General features: G+C 31.8%; 18 protein-coding genes. 2 read left to right on the top strand and 16 right to left on the bottom strand.

Annotation, left to right across the window (positions count from 1 at the left end):
* Positions 1–45 precede the first annotated feature (45 nt).
* From atpG to RCH19_RS11880, 15 genes are all read right to left on the bottom strand, one after another.
* Complete coding sequence (atpG, locus tag RCH19_RS11950; protein ID WP_121924762.1) at positions 46–906, bottom strand: ATP synthase F1 subunit gamma; 861 nt, start codon at positions 904–906, stop codon at positions 46–48.
* A gap of 74 nt (positions 907–980) precedes the next feature.
* Entirely contained in the window at positions 981–2558 is a 1578-nt protein-coding gene (gene atpA, locus RCH19_RS11945) for a F0F1 ATP synthase subunit alpha (RefSeq protein WP_121924761.1), read from the bottom strand.
* A 38-nt stretch (positions 2559–2596) separates the two neighbouring features.
* On the bottom strand, positions 2597–3130 hold the full coding sequence (gene atpH, locus RCH19_RS11940) for an ATP synthase F1 subunit delta (protein WP_121924760.1): 534 nt from the start codon (positions 3128–3130) through the stop codon (positions 2597–2599).
* 4 nt (positions 3131–3134) lie between these two features.
* The gene (locus tag RCH19_RS11935) at positions 3135–3626 is read right to left on the bottom strand and encodes a F0F1 ATP synthase subunit B (RefSeq protein WP_121924759.1); all 492 of its coding nucleotides are present in this window, start codon (positions 3624–3626) and stop codon (positions 3135–3137) included.
* A gap of 82 nt (positions 3627–3708) precedes the next feature.
* Positions 3709–3909 (bottom strand): ATP synthase F0 subunit C, encoded by a 201-nt coding sequence (gene atpE / locus RCH19_RS11930; protein WP_031453874.1) that lies wholly within the window; start codon positions 3907–3909, stop codon positions 3709–3711.
* A gap of 40 nt (positions 3910–3949) precedes the next feature.
* Complete coding sequence (gene atpB / locus RCH19_RS11925; protein WP_121924758.1) at positions 3950–5092, bottom strand: F0F1 ATP synthase subunit A; 1143 nt, start codon at positions 5090–5092, stop codon at positions 3950–3952.
* A gap of 514 nt (positions 5093–5606) precedes the next feature.
* Positions 5607–5831: an AtpZ/AtpI family protein gene (locus RCH19_RS11920; protein WP_121924756.1), complete on the bottom strand. Its 225-nt coding sequence runs from the start codon at positions 5829–5831 to the stop codon at positions 5607–5609.
* A complete protein-coding gene (locus tag RCH19_RS11915) occupies positions 5818–6207 on the bottom strand; it encodes a polymer-forming cytoskeletal protein (RefSeq protein WP_343023413.1) in 390 nt (129 codons plus the stop codon). The genes RCH19_RS11920 and RCH19_RS11915 overlap by 14 nt, the downstream gene beginning before the upstream one ends.
* A gap of 2 nt (positions 6208–6209) precedes the next feature.
* Positions 6210–8753: a tetratricopeptide repeat protein gene (locus tag RCH19_RS11910; RefSeq protein ID WP_343023412.1), complete on the bottom strand. Its 2544-nt coding sequence runs from the start codon at positions 8751–8753 to the stop codon at positions 6210–6212.
* A 342-nt stretch (positions 8754–9095) separates the two neighbouring features.
* The gene (locus tag RCH19_RS11905; RefSeq protein ID WP_343023411.1) at positions 9096–9791 is read right to left on the bottom strand and encodes an ABC transporter ATP-binding protein; all 696 of its coding nucleotides are present in this window, start codon (positions 9789–9791) and stop codon (positions 9096–9098) included.
* Positions 9792–9835: 44 nt separating this feature from the next.
* Positions 9836–11299 carry a DUF5687 family protein gene (locus RCH19_RS11900; protein ID WP_343023410.1) on the bottom strand — a complete coding sequence of 488 codons (1464 nt, stop codon included), beginning with the start codon at positions 11297–11299 and terminating at the stop codon, positions 9836–9838.
* A 56-nt stretch (positions 11300–11355) separates the two neighbouring features.
* Positions 11356–12054 carry a hypothetical protein gene (locus RCH19_RS11895; protein ID WP_343023409.1) on the bottom strand — a complete coding sequence of 233 codons (699 nt, stop codon included), beginning with the start codon at positions 12052–12054 and terminating at the stop codon, positions 11356–11358.
* A 3-nt stretch (positions 12055–12057) separates the two neighbouring features.
* Entirely contained in the window at positions 12058–12720 is a 663-nt protein-coding gene (locus RCH19_RS11890) for a hypothetical protein (protein ID WP_343023408.1), read from the bottom strand.
* Positions 12721–12847: 127 nt separating this feature from the next.
* On the bottom strand, positions 12848–13159 hold the full coding sequence (locus tag RCH19_RS11885; protein ID WP_343023407.1) for a GIY-YIG nuclease family protein: 312 nt from the start codon (positions 13157–13159) through the stop codon (positions 12848–12850).
* A 204-nt stretch (positions 13160–13363) separates the two neighbouring features.
* Positions 13364–13705: a helix-turn-helix transcriptional regulator gene (locus tag RCH19_RS11880; RefSeq protein ID WP_121924747.1), complete on the bottom strand. Its 342-nt coding sequence runs from the start codon at positions 13703–13705 to the stop codon at positions 13364–13366.
* 340 nt (positions 13706–14045) lie between these two features.
* Between RCH19_RS11880 and RCH19_RS11875 the strand changes: the two genes are divergently transcribed.
* Both RCH19_RS11875 and RCH19_RS11870 read left to right on the top strand, forming a co-directional pair.
* On the top strand, positions 14046–15098 hold the full coding sequence (locus RCH19_RS11875) for a ferredoxin--NADP reductase (protein ID WP_343023406.1): 1053 nt from the start codon (positions 14046–14048) through the stop codon (positions 15096–15098).
* Between the two features lie 205 nt (positions 15099–15303).
* Positions 15304–15429, top strand: a complete 126-nt coding sequence (locus RCH19_RS11870) for a hypothetical protein (protein ID WP_343023405.1) — start codon at positions 15304–15306, stop codon at positions 15427–15429.
* A gap of 48 nt (positions 15430–15477) precedes the next feature.
* Here the strand turns inward: RCH19_RS11870 and RCH19_RS11865 are convergent, their stop codons facing one another.
* On the bottom strand, positions 15478–16485 hold the full coding sequence (locus tag RCH19_RS11865; protein ID WP_343023404.1) for a glycosyltransferase family 9 protein: 1008 nt from the start codon (positions 16483–16485) through the stop codon (positions 15478–15480).
* Between the last annotated feature and the right edge of the window lie 95 nt (positions 16486–16580).

Raw genomic sequence — 16580 nt, 5'->3', positions numbered from 1 at the left:
TTCAAAGCTTCGCAATTTTAAGATTTGAAAAATTAAAAATTTTTCTTATCCATTCAAAGCTTCCGCTCCACCAACGATTTCTAAAATCTCGTTCGTAATAGCTGCTTGACGTGCTTTGTTGTACGTTAATTTCAATTGGTCTCTCAATTCAGTTGCGTTATCAGTAGCTTTATGCATTGCGGTCATACGTGCTCCGTGCTCTGATGCAAATGAATCACGAATTCCTTTATACAATTGTGTTTTCAAAGATTTAGGAATCAATGTCAATACAATCTCTTCTTTCGAAGGTTCGAAGATATAATCACTCGGAGTAACGTTTAGATCTGATTTAATCGGTGCTAGCGGCAAAAACTGTTCTGTTTGAACAATCTGTGTAGCAGCATTTTTAAATTGGTTGTAAATCAACTCAATTTTATCATATTCACCAGAAACGAATTTCTCAGTTAATACATCAGCAATTTTAGCAACATTATCAAAAGATAAAGCATCAAAAACAGGACTTTCATTAGCAACAACGTTAAGCGTTTTACCTAAAACGTCATTTCCTTTTTTACCTATTGCAAAAATATCAACTTGCTTCCCTGCATAATAAACCGCACGGCTTTTAGCTTCTTTAATTGCATTAGTATTGAAAGCACCCGCTAAACCTCTATTAGAAGTAACTACAACAAGTAAAACTTTTTTGATTTCACGTTGTTCTGTAAACTCACCACCAGCACCACCTTCAAGAGTGTCAGAAAGATTTTGCAATAACTCCGTTAATTTTTCGGCATAAGGGCGCATCGCTGTGATTGCATCTTGTGCTTTCTTTAGCTTTGCTGCAGAAACCATTTTCATTGCCGATGTAATTTGCATCGTTGATGAAACGGAAGTAATTCTATTACGGATTTCCTTTAAATTTGCCATTTGTATTTTTAGTAATTAGTAAATAGTGATTAGTAACTAGCTCTTCACTACTTACTAATCACTAATCACTTGTATTAGTTATATTTTGCTGATAATTCTTTTGCTACTGACTCGATTACATCTGTAATTTCGTCTGTTAATTTTCCTGCTTTCAAAGCGTCAAGAGTTGCTCTGTGTTTGTTGTTTAAGAATTCTAAGAAATCTTTCTCAAATTCTCTTACTTTGTTCACAGGAACATTTCTTAACAAGTTTTTTGAACCAGCATAGATAATTGCAACTTGGTCTTCAACAGTATAAGGATCATTCAAACCTTGTTTCAAGATTTCAACGTTTCTTTTTCCTTTTTCAATTACGTTCAATGTAACTGCATCAAGGTCAGAACCAAATTTAGCAAACGCTTCCAATTCACGGAATTGTGCTTGATCTAGTTTTAAAGTACCTGCTACTTTTTTCATTGATTTAATTTGTGCATTTCCTCCAACACGTGATACCGAAATACCTACGTTGATCGCTGGTCGAACTCCTGAGTTAAACAAATCTCCATCAAGGAAAATTTGACCATCAGTAATCGAAATTACGTTTGTTGGGATATATGCAGAAACGTCACCAGCTTGAGTCTCAATAATTGGCAAAGCAGTCAATGAACCACCTCCTTTAACAATTGATTTCAATGAATCTGGTAAATCATTCATGTTTCTAGCAATTCCATCATCAGCAATTACTTTACAAGCACGCTCTAATAAACGACTGTGTAAGTAAAAAACGTCTCCAGGATATGCCTCACGTCCCGGTGGTCTTCTTAATAAAAGAGAAACCTCACGGTAAGCAACAGCTTGTTTAGATAAATCATCATAAACAATTAAAGCTGGACGACCTGAATCTCTAAAATACTCACCAATTGCAGCACCTGCCATAGGAGCATATACTTGCATTGGAGCTGGATCAGAAGCATTAGCAGCAACAATAATGGTGTAAGCCATTGCTCCTTTTTCTTCTAACATTTTAGCAATTCCTGCTACAGTTGATGCTTTTTGCCCAATTGCAACATATATACAAAACACTGGTTTTCCAGCGTCGTAAAATTCTTTTTGATTTAAGATGGTATCAAGACAAACAGTTGATTTACCTGTTTGACGGTCACCAATAACTAGCTCACGTTGACCTCTACCTACTGGGATCATAGCATCTACTGCTTTAATACCTGTTTGTAATGGCTCAGTAACTGGTTGACGGAAGATAACTCCAGGAGCTTTTCTTTCTAATGGCATTTCGTATAAGTCTCCACCTATTGGTCCTTTTCCATCAATAGGAAAACCAAGAGTGTTAACTACACGTCCTACCATTTGTTCTCCTACTTTAAGAGAAGCGATACGTTGTGTTCTTTTTGCAGTTGATCCTTCTTTGATACCTGTTGATGGTCCTAAAAGTACCACACCAACGTTATCCTCTTCAAGATTCAAAACAATAGCCTCAAGCCCATTTTCGAATTCTACTAATTCACCGTATTGAACATTTGAAAGCCCGTAAATACGAGCAATACCATCTCCAACTTGAAGTACTGTTCCTACTTCCTCTAGCGTAGCGCCAGATTCAAAACCTTCTACTTGCTTTCTTAATATTGCTGATATTTCAGCAGGTTTGATTTCCGCCATCTTAATTTATAATTTAGACACTCTAAAGTGCGATAAAACTAGTTACTTAACTCTCTTTTTAATACTTGTAATCTATTAGCAATAGAAGCATTATACTCCTTGTCACCAATTCTTAAAATAAAACCTCCTATGATAGCAGGATCTATAGTATTTACTATTGTAATTTTCTTATTTGAAAATTCTTTTATTTTTTCAGAAACTTTCGCTTCTAATGCAGAATCCATTGCTATTGCTGTAGTTACTTTTACTACTTCAAAGCCATTCATCTCATCTGATAAAAGAACGTATTGAGAAACGATATCTTCTAAAATTTCAAATCTTTTGTTTTCGAATAACAAATGGAAAAGACTTTTAGTCAATTTAGTTGTACTTGCGAAAACTTCAGTCAAAGCACTTTCTTTAACACCAACAGAGATAGTAGGGTTTTGAATAAAGCTATTCAATTCCTCATTTCCAGTTATTGTTGAAGAAATCAAAGCCATATCTTTATAGACTTCTTGCTCATTTCCTGCAGAAATAGCTAAATCTATGAATGCTTTTGCATAACGAATTGCTGCTCTAGTTCCTGACATAATTTTAGTTTAATTTTACGTCACCTAACATATTCTCAATCAATTTAGCTTGAGCTTCTTTATTAGATAATTCGTCTTTCAATAATTTTTCTGCGATACTCAATGATAACGTTGAAACTTGAGATTTCAATTCAGCCATAGCTGCATTCTTCTCTGCTTCAATAGCAATTTTTGCTTGTGAAATCATTCTTTCTCCTTGAATTTGTGCTTCTTTCTTAGAATCAGCAACCATCTTCTCTTTCATTTCACGCGCCTCTTTAAGCATGTTGTCACGCTCCATTCTAGCTTCTTGTAAAATGCGTTCATTGTCTGCAGTTAAATTCTGCATTTCTCTACGAGCTGATTCGGCTGAAGCCAAAGCATTGTTAATAGATTCTTCACGACCTTTTACGGCTCCCAAAATTGGTTTCCAAGCAAATTTTCTCAAAAGTAGAAAGAAAACAAAGAAAATGATCGTTGTCCAAAAAATTAAACTCTCCGGTGCTGTAAAATTCATATGTATATATTTAAAATAATTTTTTTGTTTTAGAAATAAAAACTTCCTGCAGCCAACCGCTACAGGAAATTTTAATTTTTAATTACTTTGCAATTAAAGCAACAACTACTGCGAAAAGCGCAACACCTTCAATAAGTGCAGCAGCGATAATCATAGCAGTTTGGATTTTTCCAGCAGCTTCTGGCTGACGAGCAATTGCATCCATAGCAGATCCACCAATTTTTCCAATTCCAAGACCTGCTCCAATTACTGCTAATCCAGCTCCGATTCCAGCTAATACCATAATAATAAATTTATATAGTTAATAATTAATAAAACTCTAATTAATGATGATCATGCTCTGCAACGGCCTGACCAATAAACAATGCTGATAACAACGTAAAAACATAAGCTTGTAATGCTGCAACTAACATTTCTAATACACTCATAAATAAAACAAACGCTCCAGAAATAGGAGAAACCGCTACTGTTTCAAATATAAAGATTAATGAAACTAAACTTAAAATAATGATATGTCCTGCTGTAATGTTAGCAAATAAACGAATCATCAACGCGAAAGGTTTTGTTAACATTCCGATTAATTCTACAGGAATCATAATTGGTGCTAACCAAAAAGGAACTCCAGGCGTATTGAAAATGTGTCCCCAATAATCTTTATTTCCACTCAATGTTGTAATGATAAACGTAATCAACGCCATTACAAAAGTAAAGTATATATTTCCAGTCAAGTTTGAACTAAATGGGAAAAAAGGAATCAAACCGATAAGGTTGTTAATCCAGATGAAGAAAAAGATAGTTAATAAATACGGCATGTATTTTTCGTATTTTTTCTCTCCAATATTTGGTCTAGCAATGTCATCTCTAACAAATGTTACTAAAGGCTCAAGGAACCCAGCTATACCTTTTGGTGCTAATTGATTTTTCTTGTACGATCTTGCTACAGCTAAAAACAATAAAAACATTATGATAGCTGACATGAACATTGAGAAAACATTCTTAGTGATCGAAAAGTTTAACGGTCTTGCATCAAATTCAAATGCTCCATTTTTTCTTTCCTCTACAGTCAATTTGTCAAATTTGTCTGCGTAATAAATAACTTCATTTGAACGAACTAATTTGTGACCATTAACGTCAATCGCATGTTTTGCTTCATTGTCATGGTGAAATCTCTCCGAAGAGAAAATTTCTAAACCAGTATTGGTCCACAAAATTACGGGTAGATAAAATGAAACTGGATGTCCGCCCCAGTCTGCAATATGAAATTCATGAGAATCACCAATATGAGAATTAATTAATTCCGTTGCATCAAATGGTTTCTTTACGGGAGCTGCCTCTGCTTGATGCTCAACAACTGCTTCATTTGCAATAGAAAGACTATCAACCACAGGATTTGCAAATCCAAAATAAGGAATACTGGCTACTAGGGCAACTAATAAGAACTGAACATGTTTATTTGAAAATACCATTATTAAATTGTGTGTCTAATTTTACGTTTCAAAATTTTTTGCAAAGGTACATAATTTATTTACAACTGAAAATATATCATTTTGTTTTTACCCATTATATTCTAATTAATTCTGCTTATAACACATACTCCTTATTGTTTATTTATTAAACGAACCGCAAAAAGGGTTTCGAAGAATAAGAATAGAAAATAAGGAATAAAAAATGCACTAACATCAGGAATTTGGCTTGTAAGGTCTGATTGAATCAAAGGAATAAGAAAAACTATTGACGCCATCATTTTAATTAGGCTAAATCCCATAAACGCAAAACCCGTTTTATCAGCAAATGTTTTATTAACAAAAAGAAGAAAACTATAGCTTAATAGAGTAATAATAAGATGGAAAAGGTAAATACTCCATGTCGAATAAAAAAAAGTAATATTTTCAAAAAATGAGCTAATTACGTAATATTGTATGAAAAATAATACAATAGAAAAAGGAATAATTATCGTTAAGAATTTATAAAATTGTCGCATTAATCGTCTTTATTTAAATTTTTTACCTGCCTTATTACATTGTATAATCCAATAAAAACAGCTAATAATGATAGTATTATAGTAAACACTGAAGAGCTTGTATATTTTTCATCAAGCCACATTCCTAAATAGGTAAAACAAAAAATGATTACTCCCATTTGAAAAGGAATATTCATCATCACTAACCATTTATTTGATTGTTTCGGATTGCTATTTTTCTGCATCAGGAAGCGTCTGTTTCTTTATAATATTATTCATTACACAAGAAGCACTAAAATCAGCTCCTGGTTCTACAGAAAGCTTTCCTACGCTTACTTCTCCGTGTATGCTAGCTTTTGATTTTACATTTAAAACTTCAGTGATTTGCATCTTACCGCTAAATTTACCTTCAATATCAGCATTTTTACAAGTAATATCTCCTGTTACACTTCCAGCAGGACCAATAACTATCTTTCCGCGCGATTGAAAATTACCAATCAAATTACCATCTAATCTAAAATCAGCTTCTGAAATAATATCACCCGTTATCGTTGTACCTTCTACAATTCTATTCGTTTTTCCTAAAAGTTCCGTGTATGATTTTGGCTTTTTATCAAACATAGTTATTGTTTTTCTGCTACTAAATACGTTTCAAGATTTTTCTTAATTTGGATAACTTTATAGTTTTCGCCTGAAACTACAATCGCAGGATCGGTGACTTTATATTTCGAATTATCTTTCAAAACTACAGTAATATCATCTGCATAAATCCTTGACTTTATACCGTGTATGGTAATAAAGTTTTCCTTATTCGTATAAATATCATACGAATAATATAATTTTTGCAGATTTTCGCTTACTATAAATTTTTTGATTTTATCTTCTAAGTCTTTTGTGTTTTTATCTTCACGCAATCCTACGCGATATAAAATTTTCCAACTATTTGAATCGGTTTTTACAAAATCCATTTTTTCTAAAAGTGGAATCTGATCATTAATGATGCTTTGTGCACTTTTACCCTCTTCACTATTTGGATAGTTATCAGCAACCGTTTGTAAAGCATTTTTATAAGCTGTCAATCCTTTTAGCTTACCAATGGTATTAGCTTTTAATAATTCAAATTTACTAACCATTTCATCTCCAGAAAACTGAGTGATTAACTGATCAGAGTTATCCAAAACTAGCGCAAATTGCTCTTGCTGATACAGCTTAAACCATTTATTATAAATACTTTCTGCTGACTCAAAGTTTGAAGCCGCAGTACTATTAGAGTTACTAATAATTTCTGCGTAACGAGAGTTTGGATACTGAACTGCGATCTTGTTTTTCATCGCTATCGCTTTACTAGTATCTGTGATTTCATATAACTTATATAAATTATACATTGTAGGCAGCACTAATTTTTCGTCAGGATTACTATTTAATAGTTGCTCAAGTTTTGCAATCGCTAAACGATTTTCCTTAAATTTCTCTTTATAAATAATTCCTAATTGATAATTAGCAAAATTACGTTCTTTACTTATGCTGTCAATTTCAACAGTTGCAGTTGGAATTTGCTTCAAATAAAAGTCGGTAGTGTATTGTTCCAAAACTTCATTTGAAGTAATATCCTTGTCAGTAGAATTAATTTGATTATTCAAATCCTTAGTAGCGATATTATTTGCAACAGATGATGAAATTCTCCAATAACCATCTAAAGCTCGATCTCCCCATATTTTTTTAAATTCTAATTTTCCAAAAGCTAAGGTAGTTGGGTTATAGAAATAAAATGTACTTGCACCTGTAGGAGCAGCAGGAGCGCCCATGGATGGTGGTGCCATTGCCAGTTTTCTAGCTGGCCTTGTAGGATCAGTGGCTGTAATAGGATCAATTCCAGTTGAAGAACTATTACGTGCTATATTATCTTGTATTGCTTTGTTCTTTTCTTCTTGTAGTCGCTTCGCTTCATCTTGTTTTTGAAGTATACTAATATAATTTTCAAAATAAGCTGTTCGGTCAGATGGGCTTAATGCTACGACATTCAAAATACTATCGTTCCTTTTTGCAAGACCTTCATATAAAATAACCTCATCAAGATTATTTCTAATTTTTTGAATTTTAAGAAATTCTCTCGATTTATTATTAAGCTTTACTAATGTACTATCATAATATTTAGCCGCTTCAGGATAAGCCGCATCTCTAAAGTACATATTACCCAGATTTCTATAATTTGATGCAACCAAATACGAATTTGTTGAATTTGTTTTTAAAGAAGAATTATAAAAATCGATTGCATCTTTCTGATTATTTTGCTTATCATAAAAAACGCCATACTGATGAAATATTAAATCTTTGTACGGACGATTTTCTCTATCCTTTATCAGTTTGTCAAATGTGTTTTCAAATGAAGCAAAATCACCATTTTGATAATCGAATAATTCTGCTTTTTTAACGTAAGCTTGAATTACAAATTTTCGTTCCGCTTTTCTATTCATTTTGATCACGGATTCGTACGATGCAACTGCACTGTCTTTGTATCCTAATTCTTGATATAACTGGCCAAGAATAAATCGATAGCGTGCTTTGTCTTGATTTATTTTAGTGAAATCAATTGCTAATTTTAATTTTGCAACAGCGCTATCTTTTTGTTCTAAATTTAAAAAAGAAGCAGTTAGAAGTGCGTTAGCATCAGCAAAAACTTGATTTGTAACCTTTTGATCTTCTAATAATTTAGTTATATTTTTTATTACTAATGCGTCATTACCTAAACGCATATTCGTTTTTTCTCGCCATATTTTAGCTTCGTAAATTTTACTACTATTAGGATATTTGTATAAAATGTAATTAAACGCATCTAAAGCAGGAACAAAACGCTGATCAAAATACCTTGCTTTTCCAAGCATAAGATAAGCTTCGTCGATTTGGCTATTTTTTTCTCTGCCGCCAATGTTCATTGAGTGCTTTTGAATGGCTTTGGTCGCTTTGGCTTCAGCCAATTCAAACTCTGCGTTACTTGCTTTGTTATTGCTGACTAATTCATCTTTAATTAGCATTTTTTCTGGAGGTAGAAGTTCCCAGAAATCATCATCAGTACTAGAATTAATATTTTGAACTCCTTTTTCGAGTCCTACTCCACCGTTATATAAAATATTATATTTTGTGCTAAGTGCGTGTGAACTTCTTGCCATAAAAGTATCTTTTTTAGTAGAACAGGCTACGAAAAAAGTGAAAGACAAAGAGAAAAGTAACGGCTTAATTATATTGATTTTCAATGGAAAACGTTTTTATCAATTAACTATTAAATATACCATTTAGTATATGCAGTGGTAAAAATACATTTCTTTTTGACATCGTGAAAATTATAGTAATTTAATTGCAAAACAAGCGCTTGAAATCAAAGTACTATTAATTTCATGTTTTATTCCACTACTGACTTAAAAATAGGATTAGTTTTTAAAAAAATGTTTCAGTAAAAAATCGCAAATCTAATCTCTTCTTTCAAAAAAATTCTAGCTGAAGTTTAAATTATTTTAAATTGCAAAGAAGGATTCTAGTTCTTTTAATGTTTCTGCAGAAGTTTGGATATCTTTTACTACTTCGCCTTTATGCATCGCGACAATTCTGTTACTGACTTCAACAGTATGCATCAAGTCATGACTAGAAACTAAAACGGTAATTTCTGGATTGTCAGCTAGATCTTTAATGATTTTTTTTAATCTAAATTGAGTCGTTGGATCTAAATTAGCAAAAGGCTCATCAAGAATAATTACCTCTGGATTTCCAATTAATGTAGCAATGATTCCCACTTTCTTCTGATTCCCTTTTGACAAGTCACGTAAGTATTTTTTGTTTTTAAGAATTTCTCCATTAAAAAATTCCTCATGCTTTGCTAGTAAAGCATCAACATCCGCTTTGTTTTGTCCGCGTAAATCGCCTATGAAATAAAAATATTCCTCTGGGGTTAAATATCCTATTAAGAAACTCTCGTCTAGAAAAGAAGCCGTAAAAGGTTTCCAAGCTTCACTAGTATTTACCTCAACTCCGTTGTTTATTACATGACCTGTTGAAGGTTGGATTAAATCCAATAAAAGGCTAAAAAAAGTAGTTTTTCCTGCTCCATTATTTCCCACAAGACCAAAGCTTTCGCCTTTTTTAATTTCTAAAGAATCTATTTTAAGTACGGTTGTTCCGTTATATGTTTTTGAAAGATTGTTTACTTGTATCATTTTGTAAAAAATTAATTTGATGAATCGTTTGATGAATAATTCCGTTATCCTTTTTGTTTATAAGCGGCGATAGTTGCGTATTTCTCAGATTTATACACTCTTTCAATTAGAGAGAAAGCTTTGTTTTTTAATGCAAAACCAATTAATCCTGCACCAGCCACTAAAGCTAATGCTACGTTAGGATTGGCATATTTTAAACCTAACCAATAGAGTAAAACAGGCAAACCTAATTGTGGAACAGAGATTAGCATGGTTTTGATATTAAATGCTTTTTTATCTCCAAAAGCGCCTTTTCCAGAACTCAGATCAATTGGTGTTTTAGTATATGCTCCACCTAATAAAACTAAATGTGAATTAACGCCAATGTTGTAAATAGCACCTACAATAATGACTAAATACGTTTCCCAACCAAAATAAAGATAAAATGACGCAACAATAGTGGTTAGTATAGTTGCAATAACCATCAACCACCATTTAGAACTTAAATATTCTTTATACGGAATATTTTGTGTCATCATTAATTGGTAATAGGCACTATCCCAACTTGGTACAAATTGTCCAAAAGTGATTAGAAAGCCTCCAGAAACAAAGATTCCGCCAAAAATGTGCATTACAGGTCCATAAAAAGAAGTTGTAGAGAAAAACAGAAGTCCATAAAAAAGAAACATAACACTTAACCCTACGGTAGTCTTCGATCTTTTGTTCCTTTTTATTAATTTGATGTCATTTTTCAAGAATGTTCCTATGGTTCCAAATTGGTTCAACCAATTTAAATTTTCTGTTTTAGCAACATCATGCTTATTTGTAAGTCCTGCATCTAGATATAAATTATTTTTAAAATAGATAAATGTGAAGTAATACAAAACTATTAAAGCGATAACTGGAATTGCAAAAGCCCAATACGTGTTGAAAATAGCATCAAATAGAGGCGCTATATAATCCGTAATATTAAATAATCCATAATACTGTAAACCCGCTAATACAGTTGTGATTGCTAAGAAAATTCCAAATAAATTATCTTTATTACTTAGTATAATATTAATAAAGTTGTTGATGTATAGCAAAGAGTAAATACCAGTAAACCATAACAGTACATGTACAACATCATATCCTTCGATCATTAAAACAATACTGAATGGAAGTAAGAAAAAAGCATGAACTAAGTTAAAAAATGATAAAATTGTTTTTCCTAAAGAAAAATGAACAATCGTAGATTTTTTTATAGGGAAAATTAGCATGGGACGAATGTTCATTACTGGAATTTTCTGCACCAATATTCGAACGAGTAAATCCATTACTACATAATAAATCATGAATTTATTCACTGTTGTGATTGGATCCATGTTCATTTTCTTTAAGAAATAGAAAACCCCAATACCCATTCCTAAAAATAGTAAGATAAAATAGGCGGCAAGAAAACCAATTAGGATTTTCAGCGCTAAGTTGGTCGCAAAGGAAGCCGATCTAAAAAAAGCTTTCCATTCGAGATAAAGGAATTTTTGAATCATAGTTTGGTTATTTTGGTTGTGTAGTATGTAGTTAAATTCGAAAAATGTTACAGTTTTTAGAATTTATATTCAGGATGTGTCGCTTCTAAATAGGTACAAATTTTAGACGGAATAATGTTAAATACGATAAAAAGTACCAAACTAAATAATACAAAAAGAAAACTAATTCCTAATATCCAATAATCGTTAGTTAAGAAGTTATCGCCATGATTGATTAATTGAACTAACAAATTGATAGGCAGTATTATTCTTGCAGAAAAAGTGCCGTACTGATTGATAATCTCTTCGAACAGCCACTTTTTCTCATTTAATTTCTTTCTTTCCTTTCTCGTTTTTCTCTTTCTAAACATTTCATAAAATGTAAAGCCTAATAAGAGGATATAAAAACCAACTAGAATCCATTCTTTATATAAACTTAATTTTATAAAAGTAAAAAGCAATAAAGTCATTGCTATTGTCAAGATAATTTTTGGGATACCAAAAAAATCTTTAAAATGTTGCCAAACCAAACCGTTGTATTTTTTTCCAAGTGCTACTTGTCTTTTTTCCACAACATCCATAAAACCAAAAACGCCAAACTTCTTGAATTCAATATTCAAAGCTTCATCAAAAGAACGGTTGGGATTTTCCTGCCATTGCGTTTCTATCGCATTGGCTAGATGATCCACTAGTTCTGATTGCAAATCATAATACTCGACATAATGTTGTCGAGTAAAAGTGAAAAGTTGATTTATTTGTGAAGTGGTTAGTTTCATTTTTTAAATTAATTTGTATTTTTTTATTATTCTGAAATGCTCTGCTGCAAGTCCAATTAAATAGACACTTATAAAAAAGAAAAAACTAGTAATAGACCACTCTAAAAAATTGCTAAACAAACTGCCTCTCTGATAATGGCGGTGATGTCCATTTAAAAATGTGTAAATCATATAAAAATGGAAAGGTAGCATTCTAGAACTTTTTAGAAAAAAGTAGCCATAAACCGTTTTGGATTTTAATTTCCAAACAAAAAACATAATGTTTAGTATTGCCGTACACGTTAAAATATATACTGACGTTAAGAAGGATTTCAAAATAGTATAAACCTGTTCTTGAGGATACATTATTGTGATCGTTGTCATCAAAATGCTAAAAAAAAGAGTTGAAAATAAACTCGATTTAAAAATTTTTGATGCCGCAGCAACATATCTGTCGACAATTATTTTTGGACCAATAATTCCCCATCCAACACTTTTTGTTTGTTTCAACAGTAACTCCCACTTTGTAAAACTCTTTGCAAAGGCTTCTTCAAAAGTAGATTCTTGTTCTAATTCAATCTCTGAAGCAATATGATCAATCAATTCTAATTTTACATCTTCATAAATGACATCCTTTGAAATTAAGGATTCATTTATTAATTGGATTTGGTCTTTGGTTAATTTCATTTTGTAAAATCTGAATTAAGTAATATCATTTTTTAGTTTTTTTAAAGTATTCTTCTGAACTTACATTTAAGTAAATAGAATTATATACGTTATTTGTCATGCTGAGGAACGAAGCATCTCTACCCTATTATTCAAACAAGTCATTAAGAAAATTCAAGTCAGGGTTAATTGTTTTTATTAGTGTGATTTTCTTGTCTTTTTTCCATCCTTTAATTTCTTTTTCTTTAGCAATTGCTATTTGTATCCATGTAAACTTTTCGAAATACAATAAGTAATGAACGTTATATTTAGCAGTAAATGAATTCGGATTTAAGGAGTCTTTGTGTTGCTGTAGTCTAATTTTTAAATTATTTGTAACGCCAGTGTACAAAACTGTTTTTGCTTTATTGGTCAGAATATAAACGTAATAAGTATGGTACCCTTCCTGAAATTCTATCATGTTTTTTGCTTTAAAGATGATTTCATAGTTTGTGGAGATGGTTCGTTCCTCAGCATGACAAAGTATTTGGTTTGACTAATAAAATTCTATCATGATTTTTACTTTAAACATCAATTCATAATTATTGTGATGTTTAGTGCCTCGGCATGACAAAGTATCGAGATAATAATTTGTATTCATCACTAACTTTCATTTCATAAAAATTTAAAATTCTAATTTTGGACTAGGGTTTACTAAACTCTGCATGTTTCTAATAAAATCTTCTAGTTCTGAAAGTCGGTTTACGGTTTCAGTAGTTCCTTTTTCAGTAAGTTTATAATATTTGCGCATTCTATTGTCTACTTTTTCGATTTCTACATCGAGGATACCTTCGGCTTCGAGTTTGTGTAGTGCAGGATATAAGGCTCCTTCGGTAATATTAAGTTCACCTGATGTAATCGCTTTTACTTTTTGAGTGATCTCATAACCATACATTTTACCGTTTTCCTCCAGCAATTTCATGATGATCGTATTTAAACTTCCCTTATATAATTGTGAATTCTTCATGTTTTTTATCATTACGAGATGCAAAGCAATCTCTTTTCAAAAACAAATATACATAAGATTCCTATACATAATAATGTTAGGTACGTTAATTTTAAAGTAAACATACTATTTTACTAAAAAATTAACTACATGTAAAACATTTTAACACAAAATGAAAATTTTCATAAGTTTACTAATTTTTCACAGTAGAAAATTAATTGGGTTTTTTGAATATTAAGTATTCGCGGATTTTCCTTTAACTCGTGGCAAAAAAGATCCTTATTTCAACTGCTTTAAAATTTTCAAACACTTTGATTTAAGAAACCTAATCTGTTTATTATCTTTGTCAAAAAATAATCACATGTCATCCTTTTTAAAACTAATTATAAAAGAAGTAAAGCGCGAAACTAAAGATGCCGTTTCTATACTTTTTAACGTACCGGAAGAACTAAAATCAAATTATAAATTCATTGCGGGTCAATACCTAAATTTGAAATTAACGCTTGACGGTGAGGAAATACGTCGTGCGTATTCAATTTGTTCTTCGCCAGAAAGTGGAGAACTTCGCATTGCTGTAAAAGCTGTAAAAGGAGGTGCTTTTTCTCAGTTTGCTAATACAAAACTGAAAGCTGGAGATGTAATTGAAGTTGGAACTCCTGAAGGTAAATTTACATTTGAACCTCAAGCAGACCGACAAAAAAATTATGTTGCTTTTGCAGCAGGAAGCGGAATCACGCCCATACTTTCAATACTAAAATCAGTATTGAAAGACGAACCAAAAAGTTCATTCGTGCTAGTTTATGGAAATAAAACGCCTGAAGAAACCATCTTTCATCAAGAATTACACGAATTACAATTGAAATATGTAGGTCGTCTTTTTGTACATTATGTTTTCAGTCAAGCCAAAGCAGACAATGCTTTATTTGGAAGAATTGAAAAAGCAGCGGTAAATTTTGTTTTGAAAAATAAGCATAAGGAACTTGAATTTGATAAGTTCTATTTATGTGGTCCAGAAGAAATGATAAACATAGTTTCTGATGTTTTAAAGGAACATAATGTAAAGGAATCTAATATAAAATTCGAACTGTTTGCCTCCTCTACTGCCGAAAATAAAATTGAAAAATCATTAAGCGGACACTCGAAAATCACCATTATGGTTGATGATGAGGAAACGACATTTGAAATGTCTCAGAAACAAACCGTCCTTGATGCAGCCTTAAAGCAAGGGATAGATGCTCCATATTCTTGTCAAGGTGGAATTTGCAGTAGCTGTCTGGCACGAGTAACATCAGGAACTGCTGAAATGAGTAAAAACTCAATCCTTACTGATAAAGAAATAGCAAGTGGACTAATACTTACGTGTCAAGCACATCCAACATCAGAAAGTATTTATATCGATTACGACGATGTTTAAAAAATAATCACCGAATAAATAAAATTCCAAACTCCAAATTAAACAGTGGACTTTGGAATTTTTTATTTTAACTAAATGAGGAACTTTTATTAGTAAGAAAACGAATCTTATAGAAGAAACCAAAAAAAAAATTAAAATTCTTTGAAAAATTACAAGGTGAATTGGTTGTTTTAAATTTAAGTAAAATGACAAAAAGCAATTGCTAATGCTACAAATATCTTCAAGAGATTTTAAAATACAGTTAGATAGACAGCAAATAGAATCGGTACTTTTTGAAGAGGAAGCTCTTTATTTTGAAAAATCAATTTTTACTTCAGGAAGGCGATTATAAATTAAAAGATAGATAAAATGGTATTTGGCTTAGAGCCAAGTTAAAAATCTACACTATAGACTGAATATACGCCACAACTTTGTCTGGTTCAATCGATCGCATGACGTCATCATAACCTTCTACTATTTTATTTCCATAAACTGATGTTGGCAGTAAAGGATACTTTTCTCGATCAGAAATTAAAGCGTTTTCTAACGGTTGATTAAAAGGTGAAAATCCAGCAAATGGATGCGTTGCACCCCATAATGTAACCACTTTTACACCAAGCATGGCAGCAATATGCGCGTTGCCAGAATCCATGGAAAGCATAACATCAAGATTACTTATTACTTGTAATTCCTGTTGAAATTTAATTTTTCCAGCCATGTTAATGACGTTTCCTTTATCTTTTGCAAGTGATTCTAATACTTCAATTTCTTTTTTTCCACCTCCAAAAAGTAAAATTGTATATGAACTATTTTTAGCTAATTGTTCAATTACTTTTTGCATTAAATCTACAGGATATACTTTAGAATCATATTGTGCAAAAGGAGCAATCCCTATTAATTTTTTATAATCGTTACCAATAATTGCTTGAATCTCTTTATCTAAAATTCCTTTTTCTGGAAAATCAGGATTGGATAAATTTATAGGAAATCCAAGTTTTTCAAAAACTGTAGCATGCCGTTGGAACATAGTAGGTAACTGTTTGAATACTTTATCCTCTGTGCGAGTTAATTCTTTTTTCCCTTGGCGACCTTTGTCTACCGACGCGATTTTTTTTCCGCTTAAAGCAAAAAGATTGCGAATGATTTGGGAACGAAGAACATTATGCAAATCAGCGAAAGCATCAATATTTAGTTTTTTTAAATCTTGAAACAAACGCAACAATCCTAGAAAACCTTTATGGCGTTCTTTTTCATCGAAAGCAAAAAAAGAAATATTTGGAATTCCGCTAAAGAAAGGTTTAAAAAAAGGACGAGAAATCACCGTCAACTGAACGGCTGGATATTGTTTTACAAAAGCTCGTAAAACAGGAACAGTCATTGCGACATCTCCCATCGCGGAAAGTCTCATGACAGCTATATGTTTAATGTTTTTTTGCAATTGTAATAATGATCGTGGGTTTTAGCCCAGATTAAAATGAAAATCCCGGAACAAAAAAGTAAAGT

Source organism: Flavobacterium sp. PL12 (assembly GCF_039123485.1).
Classification (GTDB): Bacteria; Bacteroidota; Bacteroidia; order Flavobacteriales; family Flavobacteriaceae; genus Flavobacterium; species Flavobacterium weaverense.
Note: the sequence above shows the minus strand (reverse complement) of the source record. Positions and strands in the feature narration are given on the sequence as shown.

Coding starts and splice junctions, on each gene's coding strand:
- atpG (WP_121924762.1), bottom strand. CDS start 906: ATGGCAAATTTAAAGGAAATCCGTAATAGAATTACTTCCGTTTCATCA.
- atpA (WP_121924761.1), bottom strand. CDS start 2,558: ATGGCGGAAATCAAACCTGCTGAAATATCAGCAATATTAAGAAAGCAA.
- atpH (WP_121924760.1), bottom strand. CDS start 3,130: ATGTCAGGAACTAGAGCAGCAATTCGTTATGCAAAAGCATTCATAGAT.
- RCH19_RS11935 (WP_121924759.1), bottom strand. CDS start 3,626: ATGAATTTTACAGCACCGGAGAGTTTAATTTTTTGGACAACGATCATT.
- atpE (WP_031453874.1), bottom strand. CDS start 3,909: ATGGTATTAGCTGGAATCGGAGCTGGATTAGCAGTAATTGGAGCAGGT.
- atpB (WP_121924758.1), bottom strand. CDS start 5,092: ATGGTATTTTCAAATAAACATGTTCAGTTCTTATTAGTTGCCCTAGTA.
- RCH19_RS11920 (WP_121924756.1), bottom strand. CDS start 5,831: ATGCAGAAAAATAGCAATCCGAAACAATCAAATAAATGGTTAGTGATG.
- RCH19_RS11915 (WP_343023413.1), bottom strand. CDS start 6,207: ATGTTTGATAAAAAGCCAAAATCATACACGGAACTTTTAGGAAAAACG.
- RCH19_RS11910 (WP_343023412.1), bottom strand. CDS start 8,753: ATGGCAAGAAGTTCACACGCACTTAGCACAAAATATAATATTTTATAT.
- RCH19_RS11905 (WP_343023411.1), bottom strand. CDS start 9,791: ATGATACAAGTAAACAATCTTTCAAAAACATATAACGGAACAACCGTA.
- RCH19_RS11900 (WP_343023410.1), bottom strand. CDS start 11,299: ATGATTCAAAAATTCCTTTATCTCGAATGGAAAGCTTTTTTTAGATCG.
- RCH19_RS11895 (WP_343023409.1), bottom strand. CDS start 12,054: ATGAAACTAACCACTTCACAAATAAATCAACTTTTCACTTTTACTCGA.
- RCH19_RS11890 (WP_343023408.1), bottom strand. CDS start 12,720: ATGAAATTAACCAAAGACCAAATCCAATTAATAAATGAATCCTTAATT.
- RCH19_RS11885 (WP_343023407.1), bottom strand. CDS start 13,159: ATGATAGAATTTCAGGAAGGGTACCATACTTATTACGTTTATATTCTG.
- RCH19_RS11880 (WP_121924747.1), bottom strand. CDS start 13,705: ATGAAGAATTCACAATTATATAAGGGAAGTTTAAATACGATCATCATG.
- RCH19_RS11875 (WP_343023406.1), top strand. CDS start 14,046: ATGTCATCCTTTTTAAAACTAATTATAAAAGAAGTAAAGCGCGAAACT.
- RCH19_RS11870 (WP_343023405.1), top strand. CDS start 15,304: ATGCTACAAATATCTTCAAGAGATTTTAAAATACAGTTAGATAGACAG.
- RCH19_RS11865 (WP_343023404.1), bottom strand. CDS start 16,485: ATGAGACTTTCCGCGATGGGAGATGTCGCAATGACTGTTCCTGTTTTA.